At 61.7% G+C, this 21,943-nt stretch carries 17 protein-coding genes and 1 pseudogene; 8 read left to right on the forward strand and 10 right to left on the reverse strand.

The window, feature by feature from the left end; translation table 11 throughout:
• Position 1: 1 nt before the first annotated feature.
• From rseP to pyrH, 6 genes are read right to left on the reverse strand one after another with little or no spacing between them, the layout of a single operon-like run.
• Positions 2-1,324 carry an RIP metalloprotease RseP gene (rseP, locus tag ACZ1G0_RS08965; protein ID WP_472736630.1) on the reverse strand — a complete coding sequence of 441 codons (1,323 nt, stop codon included), beginning with the start codon at positions 1,322-1,324 and terminating at the stop codon, positions 2-4.
• Positions 1,325-1,350: 26 nt separating this feature from the next.
• The gene (gene dxr, locus ACZ1G0_RS08970) at positions 1,351-2,526 is read right to left on the reverse strand and encodes a 1-deoxy-D-xylulose-5-phosphate reductoisomerase (protein WP_472736631.1); all 1,176 of its coding nucleotides are present in this window, start codon (positions 2,524-2,526) and stop codon (positions 1,351-1,353) included.
• Positions 2,526-3,314, reverse strand: coding sequence for a phosphatidate cytidylyltransferase (locus tag ACZ1G0_RS08975; RefSeq protein WP_472736632.1), 789 nt, complete (start codon positions 3,312-3,314; stop codon positions 2,526-2,528). The genes dxr and ACZ1G0_RS08975 overlap by 1 nt, the downstream gene beginning before the upstream one ends.
• Positions 3,311-4,033, reverse strand: coding sequence for a polyprenyl diphosphate synthase (gene uppS / locus ACZ1G0_RS08980; RefSeq protein ID WP_472736633.1), 723 nt, complete (start codon positions 4,031-4,033; stop codon positions 3,311-3,313). Before uppS ends, ACZ1G0_RS08975 begins: the two co-directional genes overlap by 4 nt.
• A gap of 49 nt (positions 4,034-4,082) precedes the next feature.
• Entirely contained in the window at positions 4,083-4,643 is a 561-nt protein-coding gene (gene frr / locus ACZ1G0_RS08985) for a ribosome recycling factor (RefSeq protein WP_472736634.1), read from the reverse strand.
• Between the two features lie 27 nt (positions 4,644-4,670).
• A complete protein-coding gene (gene pyrH, locus ACZ1G0_RS08990) occupies positions 4,671-5,399 on the reverse strand; it encodes a UMP kinase (protein WP_472736635.1) in 729 nt (242 codons plus the stop codon).
• Positions 5,400-5,499: 100 nt separating this feature from the next.
• On the opposite strand from pyrH, the gene miaA reads away from it, so the two are divergent.
• From miaA to ACZ1G0_RS09020, 6 genes and pseudogenes are all read left to right on the forward strand, one after another.
• On the forward strand, positions 5,500-6,366 hold the full coding sequence (gene miaA / locus ACZ1G0_RS08995) for a tRNA (adenosine(37)-N6)-dimethylallyltransferase MiaA (RefSeq protein WP_472736636.1): 867 nt from the start codon (positions 5,500-5,502) through the stop codon (positions 6,364-6,366).
• A gap of 54 nt (positions 6,367-6,420) precedes the next feature.
• On the forward strand, positions 6,421-7,245 hold the full coding sequence (locus tag ACZ1G0_RS09000; RefSeq protein ID WP_472736637.1) for a helix-turn-helix transcriptional regulator: 825 nt from the start codon (positions 6,421-6,423) through the stop codon (positions 7,243-7,245).
• Between the two features lie 203 nt (positions 7,246-7,448).
• The gene (locus tag ACZ1G0_RS09005) at positions 7,449-9,110 is read left to right on the forward strand and encodes an ABC transporter substrate-binding protein (protein ID WP_472736638.1); all 1,662 of its coding nucleotides are present in this window, start codon (positions 7,449-7,451) and stop codon (positions 9,108-9,110) included.
• Between the two features lie 117 nt (positions 9,111-9,227).
• The gene (locus ACZ1G0_RS09010; RefSeq protein WP_472736639.1) at positions 9,228-10,313 is read left to right on the forward strand and encodes an ABC transporter permease; all 1,086 of its coding nucleotides are present in this window, start codon (positions 9,228-9,230) and stop codon (positions 10,311-10,313) included.
• Between the two features lie 9 nt (positions 10,314-10,322).
• Positions 10,323-11,767: pseudogene (locus ACZ1G0_RS09015) on the forward strand (ABC transporter permease).
• Between the two features lie 183 nt (positions 11,768-11,950).
• Entirely contained in the window at positions 11,951-14,035 is a 2,085-nt protein-coding gene (locus tag ACZ1G0_RS09020) for a dipeptide ABC transporter ATP-binding protein (protein WP_472736640.1), read from the forward strand.
• A gap of 55 nt (positions 14,036-14,090) precedes the next feature.
• On the opposite strand, the gene ispG is transcribed toward ACZ1G0_RS09020, so the two are convergent.
• The 4 genes from ispG to ACZ1G0_RS09040 form a co-directional block, all read right to left on the reverse strand.
• Positions 14,091-15,209, reverse strand: coding sequence for a flavodoxin-dependent (E)-4-hydroxy-3-methylbut-2-enyl-diphosphate synthase (gene ispG / locus ACZ1G0_RS09025; protein ID WP_472736641.1), 1,119 nt, complete (start codon positions 15,207-15,209; stop codon positions 14,091-14,093).
• A gap of 99 nt (positions 15,210-15,308) precedes the next feature.
• Positions 15,309-16,526, reverse strand: coding sequence for a helix-turn-helix domain-containing protein (locus ACZ1G0_RS09030; RefSeq protein ID WP_472736642.1), 1,218 nt, complete (start codon positions 16,524-16,526; stop codon positions 15,309-15,311).
• Positions 16,527-16,636: 110 nt separating this feature from the next.
• Positions 16,637-17,860 (reverse strand): 5-aminolevulinate synthase, encoded by a 1,224-nt coding sequence (hemA, locus tag ACZ1G0_RS09035; protein ID WP_472736643.1) that lies wholly within the window; start codon positions 17,858-17,860, stop codon positions 16,637-16,639.
• 97 nt (positions 17,861-17,957) lie between these two features.
• Positions 17,958-18,524, reverse strand: coding sequence for a 5-aminolevulic acid synthase (locus ACZ1G0_RS09040; protein WP_472736644.1), 567 nt, complete (start codon positions 18,522-18,524; stop codon positions 17,958-17,960).
• A gap of 112 nt (positions 18,525-18,636) precedes the next feature.
• Here ACZ1G0_RS09040 and ACZ1G0_RS09045 point away from each other — a divergent pair, with 112 nt between their 5' ends.
• On the forward strand, positions 18,637-20,013 hold the full coding sequence (locus ACZ1G0_RS09045) for a M20/M25/M40 family metallo-hydrolase (protein WP_472736645.1): 1,377 nt from the start codon (positions 18,637-18,639) through the stop codon (positions 20,011-20,013).
• Positions 20,014-20,147: 134 nt separating this feature from the next.
• On the forward strand, positions 20,148-21,926 hold the full coding sequence (gene xsc / locus ACZ1G0_RS09050) for a sulfoacetaldehyde acetyltransferase (protein WP_472736646.1): 1,779 nt from the start codon (positions 20,148-20,150) through the stop codon (positions 21,924-21,926).
• Positions 21,927-21,943 lie beyond the last annotated feature (17 nt).

Raw genomic sequence — 21,943 nt, forward strand, 5'->3', positions numbered from 1 at the left:
CTCAGGGGCAGAGGAAATCCTGGCTAAGCGCGAACAGCATCAACGTGCCCATCAATGCCAGACCGATGGTCATCAGGACCCGCAGAGCACCATCAGACGGTTTCTTGCCCGTCACGGCCTCGTAGGCGTGGAACACAAGGTGGCCACCGTCCAGCACCGGGATTGGGAACAGGTTCAACAGGCCCACGGCGGTGGACAGCACCGCGATGAACCAGATGAACTGCGTGGCCCCCAGCGACGCGGTGGAGCCGGCGGTTTCCGCGATGCCCACGGGACCGGACAGGTTGCAGGTCGAAATTGCGCCCGTTGCAATGTGCCACAGGGCCGACAGGGACGAGGTGATGATGAACCACGTCTGGTTGGCCCCGTATTGCAGCGCCTCGCCAAAGCCCGCGCTTTCGGTCAGGGGTTCAAAGAACAGCCCCCCCGTGATGCCGATCAGCCAACGCGTCTCGAACCCGCCTTCGGGTAGGGGCAGATCTACGCGACGGGGCGCAAGAGTGACGTCCAAGGTCTGCCCTGCGCGCCAGACGGACAGTTCCAGCGGATTGCCGTCGGACGCGCCGACCGCCGTGCGCAATTGCTCAAACGCATAAATCGGGGTGCCGTCGATGGATTGTATCACGTCGCCCACCTCCAGCCCGGCGTCCATCGCGGCAGATCGGGGTTGCAAGCTGTCCACCACGGGCATCATGGGAAACGCAGCATCCACGGTGATGGTAGCGCCGTCGCGGATCACCTCGTAGGTGACGAATTGGCTGGGCGGTGTCTCGCGGGCCCAATCCATCAAACCGGACAACGTGTCCACGGGGGTGCCGTTCACCGACACGACCTCGTCGCCCGGTAGCAACAGGTTCAGTTCCGCAGGCAAGGACTTCAACTCACCGACCTTGGCCTGCTCCACGGCCTGCCCGCCCACGAGGACGAAGCAGGCGAACACAAGGATCGACAGGATAAAGTTGAACACGGGCCCGGCCACAACCGTCGAGGCGCGGGCCCACAATGGCGCGCCGGGCATGGTGTCGCGGGCGTATTCCACATCGCCCGCGTCCCCGCCCACACTGGCGGCGTTGGCGTCGCCTGCGAATTTCACATAGCCGCCGAACGGCAGGGCCGCGAATTGCCACTGGGTGCCGCGTTTGTCCGTGCGGGCATACAAGACCTTGCCGAACCCGATCGAAAACACCTCGGCCCGGATCCCGCACCACCGACCCACGATGTAGTGGCCGTATTCATGGATGGCGACGATGATGGACAGGGCCACCACGAAGGCGATCAATGTCCAGATCACTCCGCCAAGTTGCGGGATCAAACTGATGTCCAAGGGTATTCTCCCCGTTGTTTTGCTGCTCAGGCCAGTGCGCGTTGCGCGGCCACCTCTGCGGCAACCACCCGACTTAGGTGGTCCACGTCTAGGATGTTATCAAGATCGATTGTGGCACCTTCAAGGCGGTTTTGCCGGTGCAACGTGGCAATCGTTTCCTCGACCACGTGGGACATGGTCTGAAACCCGATGTCGCCAGCGATGAAGGCATCAAGGGCGGCCTCTTTGGCGGCGTTGAAACAGGCCCCGGCCAGCCCGCGCATCTCCATCACCTCGCGCGCAAGGCGCAAGGCCGGCCAGCGGTCCTCGCAGGCAGCGCGAAACTCCAATGTGCCAAGCTGCACCAGATCCAGCCGCGCCACAGGCAGGTCGCGCCGCTGGGGCCAATGCAGCGCGTAGCCAATGGCGTGGCGCATATCGGGCGGGCCAAGGTGGGCCATCAACGCCCCGTCGCGAAAGCCCACCAGCGCGTGGATCATGGATTGCGGGTGGACCACCGCCTCGATCATGCCGGGGTCCACGCCGAAAAACTCGCGGGTCTCGATCAACTCCATGGCCTTGTTGAACATGGATGCGCTGTCGATGGTGATCCGTTGCCCCATGTCCCAATTGGGATGGGCGCAGGCCTCGGCTACGGTGGCCTTTTGCAGCGCCTCTAGGGGCCAGTCGCGCAAGGCCCCGCCGCTGGCGGTGATCACGATCCGCTCCACCTCTGCGAGGTCTTCGCCGACAAGGGCTTGAAACACCGCTGAATGTTCACTGTCCACCGGCAAGACAGTGGCCCCATGGGCCGCCGCTTGGTCCATGAAATAGGGGCCCGCGCAGACCAGTGTTTCCTTGTTGGCCAGCGCCAGCGTGCCGCCATGGGCCAAGGCGCGCAGGCCAGGCACCATGCCAGCGGCCCCGACGATGGCAGACATGGTCCAATCGGCAGGACGGTCTGCGGCCTCGGCCATGGCCTCGGCTCCTGCGGCCACCTCGATCCCCGAGCCGGCCAACGCATCACGCAAGTCCGACAGCCTATCCTCGAATGCCGTAACCGCGATCTGGGCGCCCAAGGCCCGCGCGTCCGCAGCCAGCTGCGCGATGTTGCTGCCCCCGGTCAGGGCGATCACGCTATAGTCATCTGGCGCGCGGCGGATCAGGTCGATGGTATTCTGCCCGATGGACCCGGTGGCCCCGAAAATCGAAACGCTGCGCATCAATAGGCACCGACCGGCGGGAACTCGGCCACGGACTCGATCAACAGCAGCAGGACCGCCGCCCCGATCATGGCATCGAACCGATCAAACAGCCCCCCGTGACCGGGCAACAGGTTGGAGCTGTCCTTGACCCCCACCTTCCGCTTTACGGCACTCTCCGCGATATCACCCATCTGCGCCATCATCGCCAGCGCGACAGAGATCGAAATCAACGAAACCCCCGTGCCCGTATAGACCATGGTCACGGCCCCCACGACACCCGCGCCGAACCAGCCCGCGATGGTGCCGGACCATGTCTTCTTGGGTGAAATCGCGGGCCAGAACTTTGGCCCCCCGATCATGCGCCCGGCGAAATAGCCCATCACGTCGCTGGCCACGACCACCGCCACCAGCCAGATCATCCAGACCACGCCAAAGTTTTCCAGGTGAATTGTCAGGCCCAGCCCGGCCAGAAGGATGGCGATTGAAAACGTCATAAAGATGCGACGGTGCACGTTCAGCATCGCAATGCCCGCCATGGGCACGCCCAACAGCAGGGGCAAGATTAACTCGATGGGAAACAGATAGGCGGCGATCAGCGCGGCAAAACCGGCAGCTCCAAGGACCAAGGCCCGTTTGCGCCCTGCCCCGATCATGGTGGCCAGCTCCCAGATCATGGTGGCGCAGATCAGGGCGATCAGTCCGGCGAACCAGATGCCGCCCGCCCAGACCCCCGCCACGGCCACGGCGGTCAGGGCAATGGCGGTGCCAACGCGAGGGCCAAGGTCGCCCCACTTATCGGCACTCATGTCCGCACCCCGCCAAAGCGCCGTTCGCGCTTGCCGTAGCGGCCCACAATGGTTTCAAAGTGTTCCCGGGTGAAATCGGGCCAGAGCGTATCCACGAATTCGTATTCCGCGTAGGCCGACTGCCACAGCAGAAAGTTGGAAATCCGCGCCTCGCCGCTGGTGCGGATCACAAGGTCGGGATCCGGCAATACGCGGGTGTCTAGATAGCGCGGCAGGGTTTCGTCGTCGATCTGGTCGGGGTCCAGCTTGCCGTCGCGCACATCGGCTGCCAGCCGTTTGGTCGCCCGCGCAACCTCGTCCCGGCCGCCGTAGTTCAGGGCGATGGTCAGGTTCACCCGGGTGTTGTCGCAGGTCTTGTGTTCCACCATGTCCATCAGACCAACCAGCTTGGGATCAAGCCGCACCCGGTCCCCGATGAAACGAACGCAGACGCCTTCGTCATACAGGCTTTGGGCCTCACGCTCGATATAGCGGCGGAACAGCAGCATCAGCCCCGCAACCTCGGTCTGGGTGCGTTTCCAGTTCTCGGTCGAGAAGGCAAAGATCGTCAAATAGCCGACGCCCAGATCGGGGCAGGCTTCGACCACCTCGCGCACCCGCCGGGCCCCTGCGCGGTGGCCCAGCAAGCGCGGACGCCCCCGCTTTTGCGCCCAACGCCCGTTGCCATCCATGATGATGGCCACGTGACGCGGCCCGCCTGTCTGTGTCGACTTGGCCATGTTGCCCCCCTCATACAAACGCAAAAGGCCCCCGAGGGGGCCTGACGCGCTAGACTTGCATGATCTCTTCTTGCTTGGTCTCAAGGGCGGCATCAATCTTCTTGATGTAGGCGTCGGTCATTTCTTGCACCTCGCCCTCCCACAGCTTGGCATCATCCTCGGACATGCCGTCCTTGGCCTTCTTGATCTGCTCCATCCCGTCGCGGCGCACGTTGCGCACGGACACACGGGCGTGTTCGGCGTAGGAGCCCGCGACCTTGGTCAGCTCGCGGCGACGTTCCTCGTTCAACTCGGGGATCGGCAGCATAATGATCGTGCCGTTGGTCTGGGGGTTGATACCCAGCCCGGACTCGCGGATCGCCTTTTCCACCTTGCCCACCAGACCTTTGTCCCAGACGTTGATCGTCACCATGCGTGGCTCTGGCACGTTCACGGTGCCCACCTGGTTGATTGGCGTCATGGATCCGTAGGCGTCCACCATCACAGGCTCCAACATCGAGCCCGAGGCCCGGCCCGTCCGCAAAGACGCAAATTCGGTTTTCAGATTGGTCATGGCGCCGTCCATGCGGCGTTTGAGGTCGTCGGTATCCAGCATAAAGTCGTCAGACATGCCCGCTCTCCTTTTCTTTGGTCGGGTTTATACCTGTTCACAAACGGTTGTATAGGTGCCCTCGCCCGCAAGAATACCCTTGAACCCGCCCGGTTCATCCAAGGAGAACACGATGATCGGCAGGTTGTTGTCGCGCGCAAGGGCGATGGCGCTGGCATCCATGACGTTTAGGTGATCCGCCAGACATTGGTCATAGCTGACACGATCATAGCGCACGGCGTCGGCGTGTTTCACCGGATCCTTGTCGTAGACACCGTCCACCTTGGTGCCTTTCAGGATCGCCTGACAGGCCATTTCATTGGCGCGCAATGTGGCGGCGGTATCGGTGGTGAAATAGGGGTTTCCGGTCCCGGCGGCAAAGATGCAGATCCGCTTTTTCTCGAGGTGGCGCACGGCGCGGCGGCGGATGTAGGGTTCGGCTACCTCGTTCATGGTGATGGCGCTGATGACGCGGGTGTGGATGCCCAGCTCTTCCAGCGCGCTTTGCATACCAAGGGCGTTCATCACCGTCGCCAGCATCCCCATGTAATCGGCGGTCGTCCTCTCCATCCCTTGGGCGGACCCGGACAGGCCGCGAAAGATGTTGCCGCCCCCGATGACCATGCAGATCTCGACACCCATGTCGTGGACCTTCTTGACCTCTTGGGCGACGCGCTGCACGGTCGGCGGATGCAGCCCGAACCCCTGATCCCCCATCAACGCCTCCCCGGAAATCTTGAGCATCACGCGGGTGTAGGCGGGTTTGGCGGCGGTCATGGACGGCTCCTGTCAGGTCAAGCAAACGTGTGCAATATCCCGCAAATGCTGCGCGCGCGCAACGGGATTCGAGACAACATCAAGAACGCAATGTAAGTCATTGATAGACATCAACACCATATCCTCGGAGCAACCAGTCCTGATCGCAGGCCCCACGGCCAGTGGCAAGTCTGCGCTGGCGCTGGAAATCGCCACCCGTCAGGGCGGCACCGTGATCAATGCGGACGCGCTGCAGGTCTTTGGCAACTGGTCGGTGTTGACCGCGCGCCCGCCGGCCGCGGACATCGCACAGGCCTCCCATGCGCTCTATGGCCATGTGCCCGGGGATGCGGCCTATTCCGTGGGGCACTGGATGCGCGACCTTGAACCGCTGCTGGACCACACGCGGCCCATTATCGTGGGCGGCACGGGGCTGTATTTCCGCGCTCTGACCGAGGGGCTGGCCGACATCCCCGCCACGCCCCCGGAGGTCCGGGCGCAGGCCATGGCGCGCACGGTCGATCAGATGATCCCCGAGATCCACCCCGACACTCTGTCCCGCATCGACACGCTTAACCCCATGCGTGTGTCCCGCGCGTGGGAGGTGGAGCGTTCGACGGGCCGTCCCCTGCACGTCTGGCAGGACGACACACCGCCCCCGCGCCTGCCCCTGCATGACTGCGCCGCATTGGTGCTGGATGCGCCAAAGGACTGGCTGTCGCCGCGCATCAACCGTCGCTTTGACATGATGCTGACGGACGGCGCGCTGGATGAAGCGCACGCCAACCTGCCCACATGGAATCCCGCCCACCATTCGGCCCGCGCCATCGGCGCGCCGGAGCTGATCGCCCACCTGCAAGGCACCCTGACGCTGGATCAGGCCCGCGCCGCCGCTACGCTTGCCACGCGCCAAATGGCCAAGCGGCAACGCACATGGTTCAAGGCGCGCATGGGCGATTGGACGCCGGTGGATATGACGAAAATGTGACCCGCTTGCCGTTTTGCCATCTTTTCGCCACAAGCGCTGGTAATCTTGTGGGGTATGGGTGCAATGATCGAACATCAGATGGAACGGGCGGCGCGGGACACCGCCCATGTCGCGTCCTTTTCGGCATCGACAGCCATGCACCGCGAGGCGTGGCGACACGCCCTGCCCCATGCCCGGCCTGCGCCGACCCTGATCTGGCTGACGCGGGGCAACGCACGGCTGATGATGAATGGCGTGACACGTGGTCTAGGCGCACATGCGGTGGCCTTTGTGCCCGCAGGCGTGCCCTTTGCCCTGGCCCCCCTGTCCACCGGGGCGGGCACGTTGATCACTTTGCCCGGCACCATTCCCCTGCCCCAAACGGCCTTTGCCCAGCGGATCGCGGACCGGGACTTGCAAAGCGAACTGTCCACGGAAATCGACGCCCTGCGCCGGGCCCTGAGCACACCGGGGCGCGCACAAGCCCGTCTGGTACTGGCCCATTGCCTGTTAATTTCGGCCTGGTTGGACGCGCGCAACGTAACCGCACACAAGGACACGAAGGCGACGCAGCTGGCCGCCCGCTTTGTCGCGCAGGTCGAGGCGCGATTTAGCGAGGCGCCCACATTGGCGCAGATCGCCGCGACACTGGACATGACGCCGACGCACCTGACCCGCACCCTGCGTCAGACCGCAGGCCAGACGGCGGCCGCCTACTTACAAGACCGGGTGATGCACGCCGCGCGCACGGCTTTGGTGGACACGGACGACAGCGCAGCGGCGATCTCCCGCGCCCTTGGCTATTCCAGCCCCGCCTACTTCAGCCGCGCCTTTGCGGCCCATGCCGGGGTGACGCCGGGTCAATTCCGTACCCATGCTGCACCGCAGCTTGTCGCCTAAAATTAACTGTTTCCCAGAATCGACTTGAAACGACATCAAAATGTCGTTTTTGTGCCGCTCGACGTCGAAAGCTACCGTTGACGCGGCCCGGCTTTGCGGCGCTAATGAGTGTGATTGAAGTGGGGAAAGGCAGCGGCAAACGCCGCTGTTGGATGAATGACCCTCTTTGTCAGATAAAAATATGTGTCAGGGAGAACTGATTAATGACGCTAAGCGAAACCGAAATGCACCCCGGTGCCGTGATGTATGCCGAGGAATTCAAGAAGGGTCTTATGGACCGTCGTGAATTCCTTGTCCGTGCGACCGCCCTTGGTGTGACCTCTGCTGCGGCCTACAGCCTGATCGGCGCGAAACCCGCAGCCGCCGCTGGCCATGCCCAGCAAGGCGGCACCCTGCGCATGCAGATGGAGGTGCGCGCGCTGAAAGATCCACGGACCTTCGACTGGACCCAAATGGCCCACGTATCCGCCGGTTGGTTGGAGTATCTGGTCGAGTACAACTCGGACGGGACTTTCGAGGGCATGTTGCTCGAGTCGTGGGAGGTCAACGACGACGCCACGGTCTACACCATGAAAGTACGCCCCGGTGTGAAGTGGAACAACGGCGACGACTTTACCGCCGAACACGTCGCCTACAACTTCCGCCGTTGGGCCGAGGGCGATGCCGAGGGTAACTCAATGGCGGCCCGTGTGACGTCGATCGTGGATCCCGAAACCAACATGGCCGCCGAAGGCGCCATCGAAGTGATCGACGATCTGACCCTGCGTCTGAACCTGCGTCAGCCCGACATCACGCTGATCCCCGGTATCGCAGACTACCCCGCGGCCGTGCTGCACCCCGATACCGACCCGGCGGACATTCTGGCCAACCAAATCGGGACCGGTCCGTACCTGAGCACCATGCACGAAGTGGGCGTGAAGTCCGTGCTGGAGCGTAACACCGAGCATGAGTGGTGGGGCTACGCCGCTGGCAAAGGCGGCTTCCTCGATACCATCGAATACATCGACTATGGCACCGACCCCTCCGCTTGGGTGGCCGCAGCCGAAGCCGAAGAAGTCGACACCCTGTACGAAAACATCGGCGATTTCGTTGATATCTTCGACGCTTTGGGTTGGGAACGGTCCGAAGTGGCAACAGGCTCCACGATCGTGGTGCGTCCAAACCAGCTGGCCGAAGACGAAAACGGCGAGCGGATCTACGCGGACAAAGGCCTGCGTCAGGCGATTGCCATGGCTGTCGACAACGCCGTGTGTAACGAGCTGGGCAATGCCGGTCGCGGTATCCCTGCGGACAACTGCCATGTCGGTCCTGTCCACCCCGAGCATGACGCCTCCGTGACCCGGATCCCCTACGATCCGGCAAAAGCGAAAGAGCTGCTGGATGCCTCGGGTCGTGCGGACTACGAGTTCGAGATCCACTCGATTGACGACGACTGGCGCCGGAACACCACCGACGCTGTGGCTGAACAGCTGCGCGATGCAGGCTTCAAGGTAAAGCGGACCATCCTACCCGGTTCGACCTTCTGGAACGACTGGACGAAGTACGCCTTCTCCTCCACCAACTGGAACCACCGTCCGTTGGGTACGCAGGTTCTAGGTCTGGCCTATCGGTCCGGCGTGGCATGGAACGAGTTTGGCTGGTCCAACGAGGAGTTCGACACCCTGCTGTCGCAGGCAAACTCCATCGCGGATGCAGATGCACGCCGCGAGGTGATGGCGAAAATTCAGGCCATCGTCATCGAGGAAGGTGTCACGATCCAGCCCTATTGGCGTGCCCTGTACCGTCACACCCGTCCCGGGTTCGTCGGTCTGGACATGCACATCGCCTACCTGCCCCAGATCTACAAATGGGGTGTCGCGGCCTAAGGCCTCCGACCAGACACCGCCGCGTCCCCCAAGGGGCGCGGCATTTCTAAATACGCCCGCTGCCATGGCCCCCCGGGGCCCCAAAGAAAAATCTGGGCGTAAACACAGGGGACCCCCATGGGACTTTTCATCCTCCGCCGCCTCGGAGTGATGTTGCTGACGGCGCTTTGCCTGACGTTCATCGTTTTCTGGCTGACGAACCTTTACCCGAACCTTGAAAAACTGGCCAAGACCGAAGGCAACTTCCGGATGAGCGACGAACAGGTCGCAAGCTGGCTGGACAAGAACGGCCACCTCGACCCCATGCTGGTTAAATACGGCCGCTGGTTGGGTGTTGCCCCCGGCTGGACCTACACCGAAGATGACGGACGCCTGCGCGGCCGCTGCGTGGGCCTGTCCGAAGACCCAGCCGACGCGCCCAGCCACTGTGGCCTGCTGCAAGGCTATTGGGGCCAATCCAGCGTCTTTAAGGCAGAGGTGGGCGGCATCGTCGCCGAACGCGGGTCCCAAACGGCCAAGCTGATGTTCTGGGTCATGGTGGTCATGGTTCCCGGTGCTCTGATCTTGGGCGTGCTGGCGGGCATGAAGGAAGGTTCGCGCCTCGACCGCAGCCTGTCCACCTTCTCGATCACCGCCACGGCAACGCCAGAATATGTCTCGGGGGTTCTGTTCATCGCCCTCTTTGCCGCCTCTGCCTCGCCCCTGAACCAATGGCTGTCGGCCAACGGCCTGATCGAGGGGCGCACCTTGTTCAAGGGCACTGCCACATCGGCCATGGAGGATGCGAATTTCGAAAACTTCTTTCTGCCAGTGATCACGATTGCCCTGTATGGCATGGGCTATATCGCCCGCATGACCCGGGCGAGTATGACCGAGGTCATGACCGCCCAATACGTGCGCACCGCGCGCCTGAAGGGGGTCAGCTTTGGCAAGATCGTGATGAAGCACGCCCTGCGCAACGCCCTGATCGCGCCCTTCACCGTCATCATGTTGCAGTTCCCATGGCTGCTGAACGGGGTGGTGATCGTCGAGACCCTGTTCAACTTCAAAGGCTTCGGCTGGACCCTGGTTCAAGCCGCGGGCAACAACGACATCGAGCTACTGCTGGCGGTTTCGGTCGTGTCGGTCTTTGTCGTCCTCGCCACACAGCTGATCTCTGATATCGGCTATGTGTTCCTCAACCCCCGCATTCGTGTGTCCTAGGAGGTCATGATGGAACCCTTAACCTGGACTGGGACCCTCGGGTCCTTTCTGAACTACCCGCTTTATCTGGCATTGATCCTGCTGGCGGCGGGGATCGTGGCGCAAACGCTGGTGGGCTGGGTCCTGCCAGAGGAACGCCTGTCCTTTAACACAGACGGCACAATCGTGCGCACGGGCGGGCCACGGGCGTGGTCCAATGCCCTAACCAAATGGTCCATGGCCGGTCTGGTTGTGATCCTGCTGGGCTATATCGTGGGCGGCATGATCGCAGGCTGGCAAGGCGGAGGCATCGTCGGCGGTGTCATGCGGGCCTTCCTGCCCGTCTGGGTGGCGCTGGTCGTGACCTTTGGCGTGTCGATCTATTACAAACGCAAACTGGGCCTCTATGGCAAACTGATGGACAGCACGATCGGCATGATCGGTTTCGGCATCGTGATGTTCTGGGTCTACACTGCTTTTTTCTACGGCGCCTTTGGCTGGATCGCCATGTTTGACCCGCTGGACGCGGTGTCAGGCATGAAAAACAAGGTTCCCGGCACGCCCCTGCGCGGGGCCGAAGAGGGACAGCTGCCTTTCTACCTGCTGGGCGGTGACAACCTGGCCCGGGACGTATTCAGCCGTATGGTGGCCGGGTCCACGGTGGTGATCGTGATCGCCCCACTGGCGACGATCTTTGCCTTCATGGCCGGCATCACGCTGGGCCTGCCCGCTGGGTACTACGGCGGCAAACTGGACACCTTTTTGTCCTTCCTTGCCAACCTGATCCTCGCTTTCCCGGTGATCCTGCTGTTCTACCTGCTGGTCACGCCGGAGATCGTGGCCACGGGCCTGCCCCAATACATGGGCGCAATCTTGTTCCTGTTCCCGCTGATCTTTTTCTCGGTACTGCTCTGGTCGCGGTTCCGCACGGATCCATCCAAGGCCTACATTTGGCTGGCGATTGTCCTGATCCCCTGTCTGCTGTTGTACATGAGCGTGATCAACGTACCGGGGTCCACCATCGCCTTCTGGCCGCTGGACTTCTTCAACCCACCGCCTGAAATTCTGGTGGTTTTCGTGTCGGTGGTCTTCGTAAACTCCCCGACGGTTTACCGGATCGTACGAGGCCTGACCCTGGACATCAAAACCCGGGACTATGTGGCAGCCGCCCAGACCCGGGGGAGCGCCCGTGGTACATCATGCTGTGGGAAATCCTGCCCAACGCCCGAGGCCCGCTGATCGTCGATTTTTGCCTGCGGATCGGCTACACGACCATTCTGCTCGGGACCCTCGGGTTCTTCGGACTGGGCCTGCCGCCGGAGTCGCCGGACTGGGGTTCCACGATCAACGAAGGGCGCAAGCTGATCTCGATCTTCCTGCACCCACCGCTACCACCGGCGTTTGCCTTGCTGACACTGGTGCTGGGCATGAACCTGCTGGCCGATGGCCTGCGCGAAGAGAGCCTGAAAGACTAAGGTGTTTCGCCTGACGGCGACCCACGGGGGGCTTTGCCCCCCGGCCCCCCCAGGGGTATTTACAACCCAATGAAGAGCGCGACGCGCCACACAGAAAGGTCGACAATCTCTAAATCACACGAGTGTACGGGGAATGTACCCGAGGTGACATAGGATTTTCGACCCAACACAGGGAAAGTTAACATGGCCAAAGACACCTACGATGGTCCCATTCTAGAGATCGACAAACTGTCGATTTCCTTTTTTACGCGGTTGCGGGAAATTCCTGCGGTCATGGATTTCTCCGTCTCCGTCAAACCGGGCGAAGCCGTTGGCTTGGTCGGAGAATCCGGTTGCGGGAAGTCGACCGTGGCCTTGGGCGTGATGCAGGATCTGGGCGTAAACGGACGCATCGTCGGCGGGTCCATCAAGTTCAAAGGCCGCGATCTGGGCGAGATGTCAATGGAAGAGCTGCGCGATATCCGTGGCAACGAAATTGCCATGATCTATCAAGAGCCTATGGCCTCTTTGAACCCGGCCATGAAAATCGGCAAACAGTTGATGGAGGTGCCGATCATCCACGAAGGCGTGTCCGAGGCCGAAGCCTACAAGCGCGCCCTAGAGGTCGTGACAGATGTGAAACTGCCCGACCCGGAACGGATGCTGAGGTCTTATCCCCACCAGTTGTCCGGCGGCCAGCAGCAGCGGATCGTGATCGCTATGGCCTTGATGTCAAAGCCTTCCTTGCTGATCCTTGACGAACCCACCACCGCGCTGGATGTGACCGTAGAGGCCGCCGTTGTCCAGTTGGTCAAGGATCTGGGCAAGAAATACGGCACCTCGATGCTGTTTATCTCGCACAACCTCGGCCTCGTGTTGGAAACCTGCGACCGCCTGTGCGTGATGTATTCCGGTGAGGCCGTGGAGCGCGGGTCGATCGAAGACGTTTTCGACGACATGAAGCATCCCTACACCCAGGCGCTTTTCCGGTCTATCCCCTTGCCCGGCGCCGATAAAAACGCCCGCCCCCTCATTGCGATTCCAGGCAATTTCCCCCTGCCGCACGAACGCCCGCCGGGCTGTAACTTCGGCCCGCGCTGCGACTATTTCGAGGCCGGGCGCTGCGACGCGGGGGCCATCACGATGGAACCTGTCGCGGGCAACGACCGCCACGTCTCGCGCTGTTTGAAATTCAACGAGATTGATTGGAATGCCCCGATCCAGGTCGGGGAAGACAAAGGGAAAAATGAGCCCGGCGATGTCGTTCTGCGGATGGACAACCTCAAGAAATACTACGAGGTTGCGGCCAGTGCCCTGTTCGGCGGCGGCGACAAGAAGGTGGTCAAGGCGAACGAGACTCTGAGCTTTGAGGCGCGCGAGTCCGAGACCCTTGCCATCGTGGGTGAATCCGGCTGCGGCAAGTCCACTTTTGCCAAGGTTCTCATGGGCTTGGAGACCGCAACCGACGGTAAGATCATCCTTGGAAACGAACAAATCCAAGACATCCCCATCGAAAGGCGCGACACCAAAACCGTGGCAGACATTCAGATGGTGTTCCAGAACCCGTTTGATACGCTGAACCCCTCCATGACGGTGGGGCGGCAAATCATCCGCGCGTTGGAGATCTTTGGCATCGGCAACAGTGACGCTGAACGTCGGGATCGGATGTTGAGCCTGCTTGATCTAGTAAAACTGCCCCGCGCCTTTGCAGACCGGATGCCGCGCCAGTTGTCCGGCGGGCAAAAGCAGCGGGTCGGTATCGCGCGGGCCTTTGCAGGCGACGCGCGGATCGTGGTGGCAGACGAACCAGTGTCCGCGTTGGACGTGTCCGTGCAGGCCGCTGTCACCGATTTGCTGATGGAAATCCAGCGCGAGAACAAGACCACCCTGCTGTTCATCAGCCACGACCTGTCCATCGTGCGCTATCTGTCGGACCGAGTGATGGTGATGTATCTGGGCCACGTGGTGGAATTGGGCACGACAGATCAAGTGTTTAGCCCGCCCTATCACCCCTATACAGAGGCGCTGTTGTCGGCCGTTCCCATCGCGGACACAAAAGTCCAGAAACAGCACATCGTGTTGGAGGGCGACATTCCATCGGCCATGAACCCGCCCTCGGGCTGTCCTTTCCAAACCCGCTGCCGGTGGAAGGATCAGGTGCCCGACGGCCTGTGCGACCGAGAGGTACCGCCCGTGCGCATGTTGGACGCGGGTCATCAGGTCAAATGCCATCTCGCAGAGGATATTCTGGCCCGCATGCAACCGGTCATCAAGATCGCAGCCGAATAAGGCTGCAACTCAAAAGGGGGCCATCTGGCCCCCTCCTTATTGCAATTTACGGCGTTTATTCAGCAGCTTGAGCGGCTTCGATCTCGGCAGCCTTTTTCTCGACCTGCTCAACGATGTGTTCGACCATCTGCTCGTTCGACAGCTTGTGGCTTTGTTTGCCCGCCAAATAAACCATGCCCGCGCCATTGCCGCCGCCGGTAAATCCGACATCGGTCATAAGCGCCTCGCCGGGGCCGTTGACCACGCAACCGATGATCGAAAGGGACATGGGCGTCTTGATGTGTTCGAGACGTTTTTCCAGTGTCTCCACAGTCTTGATCACGTCAAACCCCTGCCGCGCACAACTGGGGCAGCTTATCACGTTGACACCACGGTGCCGCAAACCCAGAGACTTCAGGATTTCATAGCCGACCTTAACCTCTTCGACAGGGTCGGCGGATAGGCTGACCCGAATTGTATCACCAATCCCCGACCAAAGAAGGTTGCCCAGACCAATCGCAGATTTGATCGTCCCGCTGACCAGACCACCCGCCTCGGTGATGCCAAGGTGAATGGGCGCGTCGGTGACCTCTGCCAGGCCTTGATAAGCGGCAGCGGCCATGAACACGTCCGAGGCCTTGCAGCTGATCTTGAATTCGTGGAAATCGTTGTCCTGCAAGATCTTGATATGGTCGAGACCGGACTCGATCATCGCATCAGGGCAAGGTTCCGCATATTTGTCCAACAGGTGCTTTTCAAGCGATCCTGCGTTGACCCCAATGCGGATCGAGCATCCATGATCCTTGGCAGCCTTGATGACTTCCTTGACGCGCTTTTCGTCCCCGATGTTGCCGGGGTTGATCCGCAGGCACGCGGCCCCCGCCTCTGCGGCTTCGATCCCGCGTTTGTAGTGAAAATGGATGTCAGCGACCAAGGGCACCGGGCTTTCGCGCACGATTTCTTTCATCGCCTGTGCGCTGTCTTCGTCGGGTACGGACACGCGCACGATATCTGCACCGGCATCCGCCGCAGCTTGAATCTGCGCTATGGTCGCCTTCACGTCTGTGGTCAGTGTGTTGGTCATGGTCTGCACAGTGATCGGCGCATCGCCCCCGACGGGCACATTGCCCACCATAATCTGGCGACTTTTGCGACGCTCGATCTGACGCCAAGGACGGATAGCGTGTAGGGACATGGAACACCTTTCGTGGTTGCGGCAACTGGCAGCGTGTTGCCGCAAAACTAACCCTGTCAGGCTGGGCTTACAACTCAGGACAACCTTGCACAGTTGGCTTTATTGGAGTGGCGCGTCATCGGGCAAGATCAGACTTGCCTCTACTGTTCCAAGATCGCGGTCGGCTGACGGATCGGCCACGGCGTAGGTCTCGGTCAGAGCCTCAACACCCAAGACAACGCCACGGGCGACAGAGGTACCAGGTCCAGCGGGACCATAACTTTGCCCGCCAATCATGAAATACACGGAACCGGAATTGCCCGCATGCAACGTCGGGGGCGCTTCCGTCTGCGGGATGGCAAAACTTTCGCCCGCATCCAGAATCTTCTCGAATACGAGTGTCCCGTCTGCGCCGCTAATCCGAACCCAAGCTGGACGCACGGCGAACAAAACGACTTCATCGGGTTTTTGTGCAAGGACCTGAGGCACGGACGACGCCTCTTCCGAACTGACGGAGGCGGGCAGCACATCCACCACGGACGGCGTCTGCGCAAGCGCGCCGAGGGCGCCGGGCTGAATCGTGGAAATCGGGGCGTCGCGTGGAATAAGGACCGGAACTTCAAGGGCTTGTGGTCGGTACAGACGATCCAAAGCCTCCGATGACGGGGTGCGCACAGACGTGGTGACCGAGGCAATCTGTTGGTTATCGATGACCGGAACGGCCATACTTGCCAATGGGTCGGCGATCTGAGCTACGACGTCCGGCGCGGCCTCAATCGGGGCAACCTGCACCCGCTGCACCTCTTGCAGCAGGGACCAACCACCGTAGCCAAGGCCTGCGCACAGGGCGATCAACACGGCAAAGGAGCCGAGCGCGCCGGGTTCCACCTGAGGCATCCAACCGGTCGTAGGCGCACCGAAGGGGGTGCGTGCCGTAGCCAGAACATCGTTGGGGTCCATCCGAAGGGGTGGCGCTTCAGACATGGGGCGCGCGTCGGCCGTTGCGGCGGTCGCCGATAGGCCATGCACACCGGCAAATCCGGCCTCTGCGCAAAAGGCTGCAAACGTCCATTCGGGGTCCATACCAAGGTAGCGGGCGTAGGACCGCACGTAGCCGGCGATGAACCCAGGGGTTTCAAACGCCGATGTATCACAGTCCTCGATGGCCGCGATATAGGCCGCCTTGATGCGCAATTCGCGCTGTACATCCAAAAGAGACTTGCCCAGCGTGGCCCGCTCGCCACGCATAACATCCCCCAAGCGCAGCTCGAAACTATCGAAACCACGGTCGACCGGTGCCTTGGTCGGCGTATCTTGTCCAAAAATTCGGGCGAACATGGCCCCTGCCTCGCGATTTACGCTGTTTTACCTGCCTTATTGCAAACCGACTCGTCGATCTACTGGCAACATCCTTACCAGAGTTTCATCGCGCGCGCACTGAGTTCTTATCAACCGGTTAATTCGGCACGATTCAGCGCACAATGTGACCAGAGATCATCCATGGCGCGCACGAGGCCCTCGATCATCAGGGGCGTGTGCACGGGCGACGGGGTAAAGCGCAGCCGCTCTGTCCCCCTGCGGACAGTGGGAAAATTGATCGGCTGCACGTAGATCCCATGATCCGACAGCAAACGGTCCGAAATCATTTTGCATTTCACCGGGTCGCCCACGTGCACCGGAACGATGTGACTGCCGTGATCAATGATGGGCAGGCCCAGCCCACGCAGGCGCAATTTCAGCACCGCCGCGCGCTCTTGGTGGGTGTCGCGCAAGGTCTGGTCGGATTTCAAGTGCTTGACCGACGCCGCCGCCCCGGCAGCCACCGCAGGCGGCAAGGACGTGGTGAAGATGAAGCCGGGCGCATAGCTGCGGATCGCATCGCACATGCGCGCGCTGGCCGCAACATAGCCCCCCATGACGCCGTATGCCTTGGCAAGCGTGCCGTTGATCAGGTCAATTCGGTGGGCAAGGCCGTCACGTTCCGTCACGCCGCCGCCGCGCGGGCCGTACATGCCCACTGCATGCACCTCGTCAATGTAGGTGAGGGCGTTGAATTCATCGGCCACGTCGCAAATGGCCTCGATCACGCCAAAGTCACCGTCCATGGAATAGACGGATTCGAAGGCGATCAGCTTGGGCGCGGCAGGATCATCAGCGGCCAGCAGTGCCCGCAGGTGATCCACGTCATTGTGACGGAACACACGTTTGGCCCCACCGTTGCGGCGCACGCCCTCGATCATAGAGGCGTGGTTCAACGCATCAGAATAAATAATCAATCCAGGCAATAGCTTAGGTAGCGTACTTAATGTCGCGTCATTGGCGATGTAGGCAGATGTAAACAGCAGCGCCGCCTCTTTGCCATGCAGATCGGCCAGCTCCGCCTCCAGAGCTTTGTGGTGGATCGTCGTGCCCGAGATATTGCGCGTGCCCCCCGACCCGGCCCCGGTCGCATCTACCGCGTCCTTCATCGCCTCCAGCACGACGGGGTGTTGCCCCATGCCCAGATAGTCGTTGCCGCACCAAACAGTGATGTTCCGCTCGGACCCGTCATCCTTGCGCCAGACGGCATGGGGAAACTGTCCCCTCCGCCGTTCGATATCAATAAACGTGCGATAGCGCCCCTCGGCGTGCAGGGCGTCAATGGCGGCATCAATGGCCTGGGTGTAGTCCATGGAAGTCTCCCGTAGGGCGCGTCTGCGGCTTTGAAGTAGCTAATGACCGATAGGTCTTAGGACGAGGTTACAAAAGGTCGCGCTCGCTGTCGTACACTTAGTTTTCGATCACCACGGCGCAATCGGACGCGCCGTCACTGGCGCAAGCCGCTATGGCCGTGTCTGCGTCGGTGCCGATCCCCCACGCACCGGTGTCCCCGGAAATGGCAAAGGCCTTGGGATCCTTTGCGCGGCGATATTCAGATGTGAAGGCAAAGGTCGCGTCGATAGACAGTTGCAGATCACGCCCCTCGGCGTAGCGGCGAGGCAGGATATCGGCCCCGATCACGCAAGGAGAGGTGCCGGAGGCACGCTTGGAATTGCACTCCTTCAACGCGGCCGCCCGGGCCGGTTCGACGCTGTGGTAGTTGGCAGCGGCCACCGTCGCTTCGGACAACAGGCCCTCGTCGGGGGAAAAGGCAATCGCGCCGTAGTACTTTTGGGTCACGGCGACCCGGCCGAGCAGATCCGCAGTCTCGGCGTCGATGTCGGCGGCCACGGCCCCTTCGGATCCGCGCGTGCCGAACAGCATCTTACGCGCCTCTCGGTCATCGGGCAGCGCGTCTTGCGCGGCGGCGGACCCTGCAATCAGCGCGGCAAGGCACAGGGGTGTGAATCGGATCATGGTATTCTCCCGTCGTTGCAGGGTTTGTAGTGCGAAGGGCCGCGCGGTTCCAGTCTGGACAGCCCCGAAACCGCGAGGCACGGTGCGCCAAACCGCAAAATCGGAGAGTTCCATGACCCTTGACGCCGTCCTGACCCAAGCCGACGCCGACCTTGACCCCGCCCTGAACCGCCTGTTTGCGTTGATGCGCATCCCCTCCATCAGCACGGACCCGGCCTATGATGCCGACTGCACCCGGGCCGCCGACTGGCTGGTGGCGGATTTGCAATCGCTGGGCTTTGACGCGCGGGCAGACCAGACCCCGGGCCACCCGATGGTGGTGGGGCACGCGGACGGCCCCGGGCCGCACGTTCTGTTCTATGGTCACTATGATGTGCAGCCTGTGGACCCGCTGGACCTGTGGGACCGTGATCCGTTTGATCCGGCCGTGGAAGAGACCCTCAAGGGCAAGGTCATTCGGGGCCGCGGGGCGGTGGACGACAAGGGGCAGCTGATGACCTTTCTGGAGGCCTGCCGCGCCTACAAGGCTGTCACTGGCGCCCTGCCCTGCAAGATCAGCGTGATCTTTGAGGGAGAGGAAGAGTCCGGCTCCCCCTCCCTGATCCCCTATCTCAAGGCTCATGCGGAGGAGTTGCGCGCCGATGTGGCTCTGATCTGCGACACCGGGCTTTACGGACACGACACCCCCGCCATCACCACCATGCTGCGCGGCATGGTGATGGAGGAAGTCACGATCCACGGTCCCGCCATGGACCTTCATTCGGGCCAGTTTGGCGGGCTGGCGATGAACCCGATCCGGGTGTTGACCAACCTTCTGGGCCGGTTGCATGATGAAAAGGGCCGGGTGCAGATCCCCGGTTTCTATGACAACATCCCCGACATCAGCCCCGAGGTGGCCGCGCAATGGGCGGCCCTCGATTTCGACGCAGAGGCGTTTTTGGCCGCAGTCGGGCAGAAACACCCGTCCGGGGAGCAGGACCGCACGCCGCTGGAAATGAACTGGGCCCGCCCCACGGCAGAGGTGAACGGCATCTGGGGCGGCTACACAGGCGCGGGTTTCAAGACCGTTCTGCCCGCCCAAGCCAGCGCCAAGATCAGTTTCCGCATGGTGGCCGGCCAGGACCCCGGGGCGATCAAAGATGCTTGGCGCAAATGGGTCACGGACCACCTGCCCGCCGATTGCCGGGCGGAGTTCACCAATGGCGGCGCGGCGCCAGCCTCTGCCATGGACCTGTCGCATCCAGCGTTCGAGGCGACCCGCGCCGCCCTGTCCGACGAATGGCCCAATCCAGCGGCCTTTGTCGGGTCCGGCGGCAGCATTCCGATTGCGGGCTATTTTCAGGACATCCTCGGCATGCAAAGCGTTCTGGCAGGCTTTGGTCGCAAGGACGACAACATGCATTCGCCAAACGAAAAGTACGATCTGGAATGCTATCACAAGGGCATCCGGTCCTGGGTCCGCATTCTGGATGCACTGGCGCAGAAATAGGCGCAGTTTTGGCCTGATCGGGCTGGTACAACTGGCCCTAACGCCCGCTTGACCCCAAGGGTATTTTCGCACAGAGTACGACCAAATTATTGAGACGCAACGTCTCATTTTTCCACAATTCGGAGGATACCCCCATGAAGATGACGACCGAAGAGGCGTTTGTTAAGGTTCTGCAAGCACACGGCATCCGCCACGCCTTTGGCATCATCGGGTCGGCCATGATGCCGATCTCGGACCTGTTCCCGACAGCGGGCATCAAGTTCTGGGATTGCGCCCACGAGGGGTCTGCGGGGTTCATGTCCGACGGCTACACCCGCGCCACGGGCGAAATGTCGATGATGATCGCGCAGAACGGCCCCGGTATCACCAACTTTGTGACGGCCGTGAAAACCGCCTATTGGAACCACACACCCCTGTTGCTGGTTACGCCGCAGGCGGCGAACAAGACCATCGGCCAGGGCGGCTTCCAAGAGGTCGAGCAGATGAAACTGTTCGAGGATATGGTCGCCTACCAAGAAGAGGTGCGCGACCCCTCCCGCATCGCCGAGGTGCTGACCCGCGTGATTTCGCAGGCCAAACGTCTGTGCGGCCCTGCGCAGATCAACCTGCCGCGCGACTTCTGGACCCAAGTGGTCGATATCGAAATCCCCGAGCCGATCGAGTTCGAAGTCTCCCCCGGTGGTGAGAACTCTGTGGCCAAAGCGGCCGAGATGATCTCGAACGCAAAAAATCCGGTGATCCTGAACGGCGCGGGCGTTGTCCTGTCCCAAGGCGGCATCGCCGCCTCCATGGCGCTGGCCGAACGTCTGGATGCGCCTGTCTGCGTGGGCTACCAGCACAACGATGCCTTCCCCGGGTCCCACCCCCTGTTCGCGGGTCCTCTGGGCTACAACGGGTCCAAGGCGGCCATGCAGCTGATTTCCGAGGCAGATGTGGTTGTCTGCCTTGGCACGCGCCTCAACCCGTTCTCGACCCTGCCCGGCTACGGCATCGACTATTGGCCCACGGACGCCAAGGTGATCCAAGTGGACATCAACCCCGACCGCATCGGCCTGACCAAGAAGGTCAGCGTCGGGATCGTTGGGGACGCCGCAAAGGTCGCCAACGGCATCCTGAAACACCTGTCCGCGGACGCCGGTGACGCGGGCCGCGACGCACGCAAGGCCAAGATCGCACAGGTCAAATCCGCCTGGGCGCAGGAGCTTTCCTCGCTGGATCACGAACAGGACGATCCCGGCACCACTTGGAACGAACGTGCCCGCGCCGACAAGCCCGACTGGATGTCCCCCCGTATGGCGTGGCGTGCTATCCAGGCCGCGCTGCCGCGCGAGGCGATCATTTCGTCCGATATCGGCAACAACTGTGCCATCGGCAACGCCTACCCCGATTTCGACGAGGGGCGTAAATACCTCGCGCCGGGTCTGTTCGGGCCTTGCGGCTACGGACTGCCCGCCATTGTGGGCGCCAAGATCGGCCAACCCCACGTACCGGTTGTGGGTTTTGCGGGCGACGGCGCCTTTGGCATCGCGGTGAACGAGCTGACGGCCATCGGCCGGGGCGAATGGCCCGCCATCACGCAGATCGTCTTCCGCAACTATCAGTGGGGTGCGGAAAAGCGGAACTCCACCCTGTGGTTCGACGACAACTTTGTCGGGACTGAGCTGGACACCCAAGTCTCTTACGCCGGTATCGCACAAGCCTGTGGCCTGATCGGTGTGGAAGCCCGCACCATGGAAGAGCTGACCGCGATCCTGAACCAGGCAATCAAGGACCAGATGGAAAACAACAAGACCACTATCATCGAGGTCATGTTGAACCAAGAACTGGGCGAGCCCTTCCGTCGCGATGCGATGAAAAAACCTGTCAAGGTCGCCGGCGTGTCCGACAAGGACATGAACGTCGCTGCAGAGTGATCTGTTATCGCGTGATA

This window comes from Thalassobacter sp. HA4-2 (assembly GCF_055693705.1).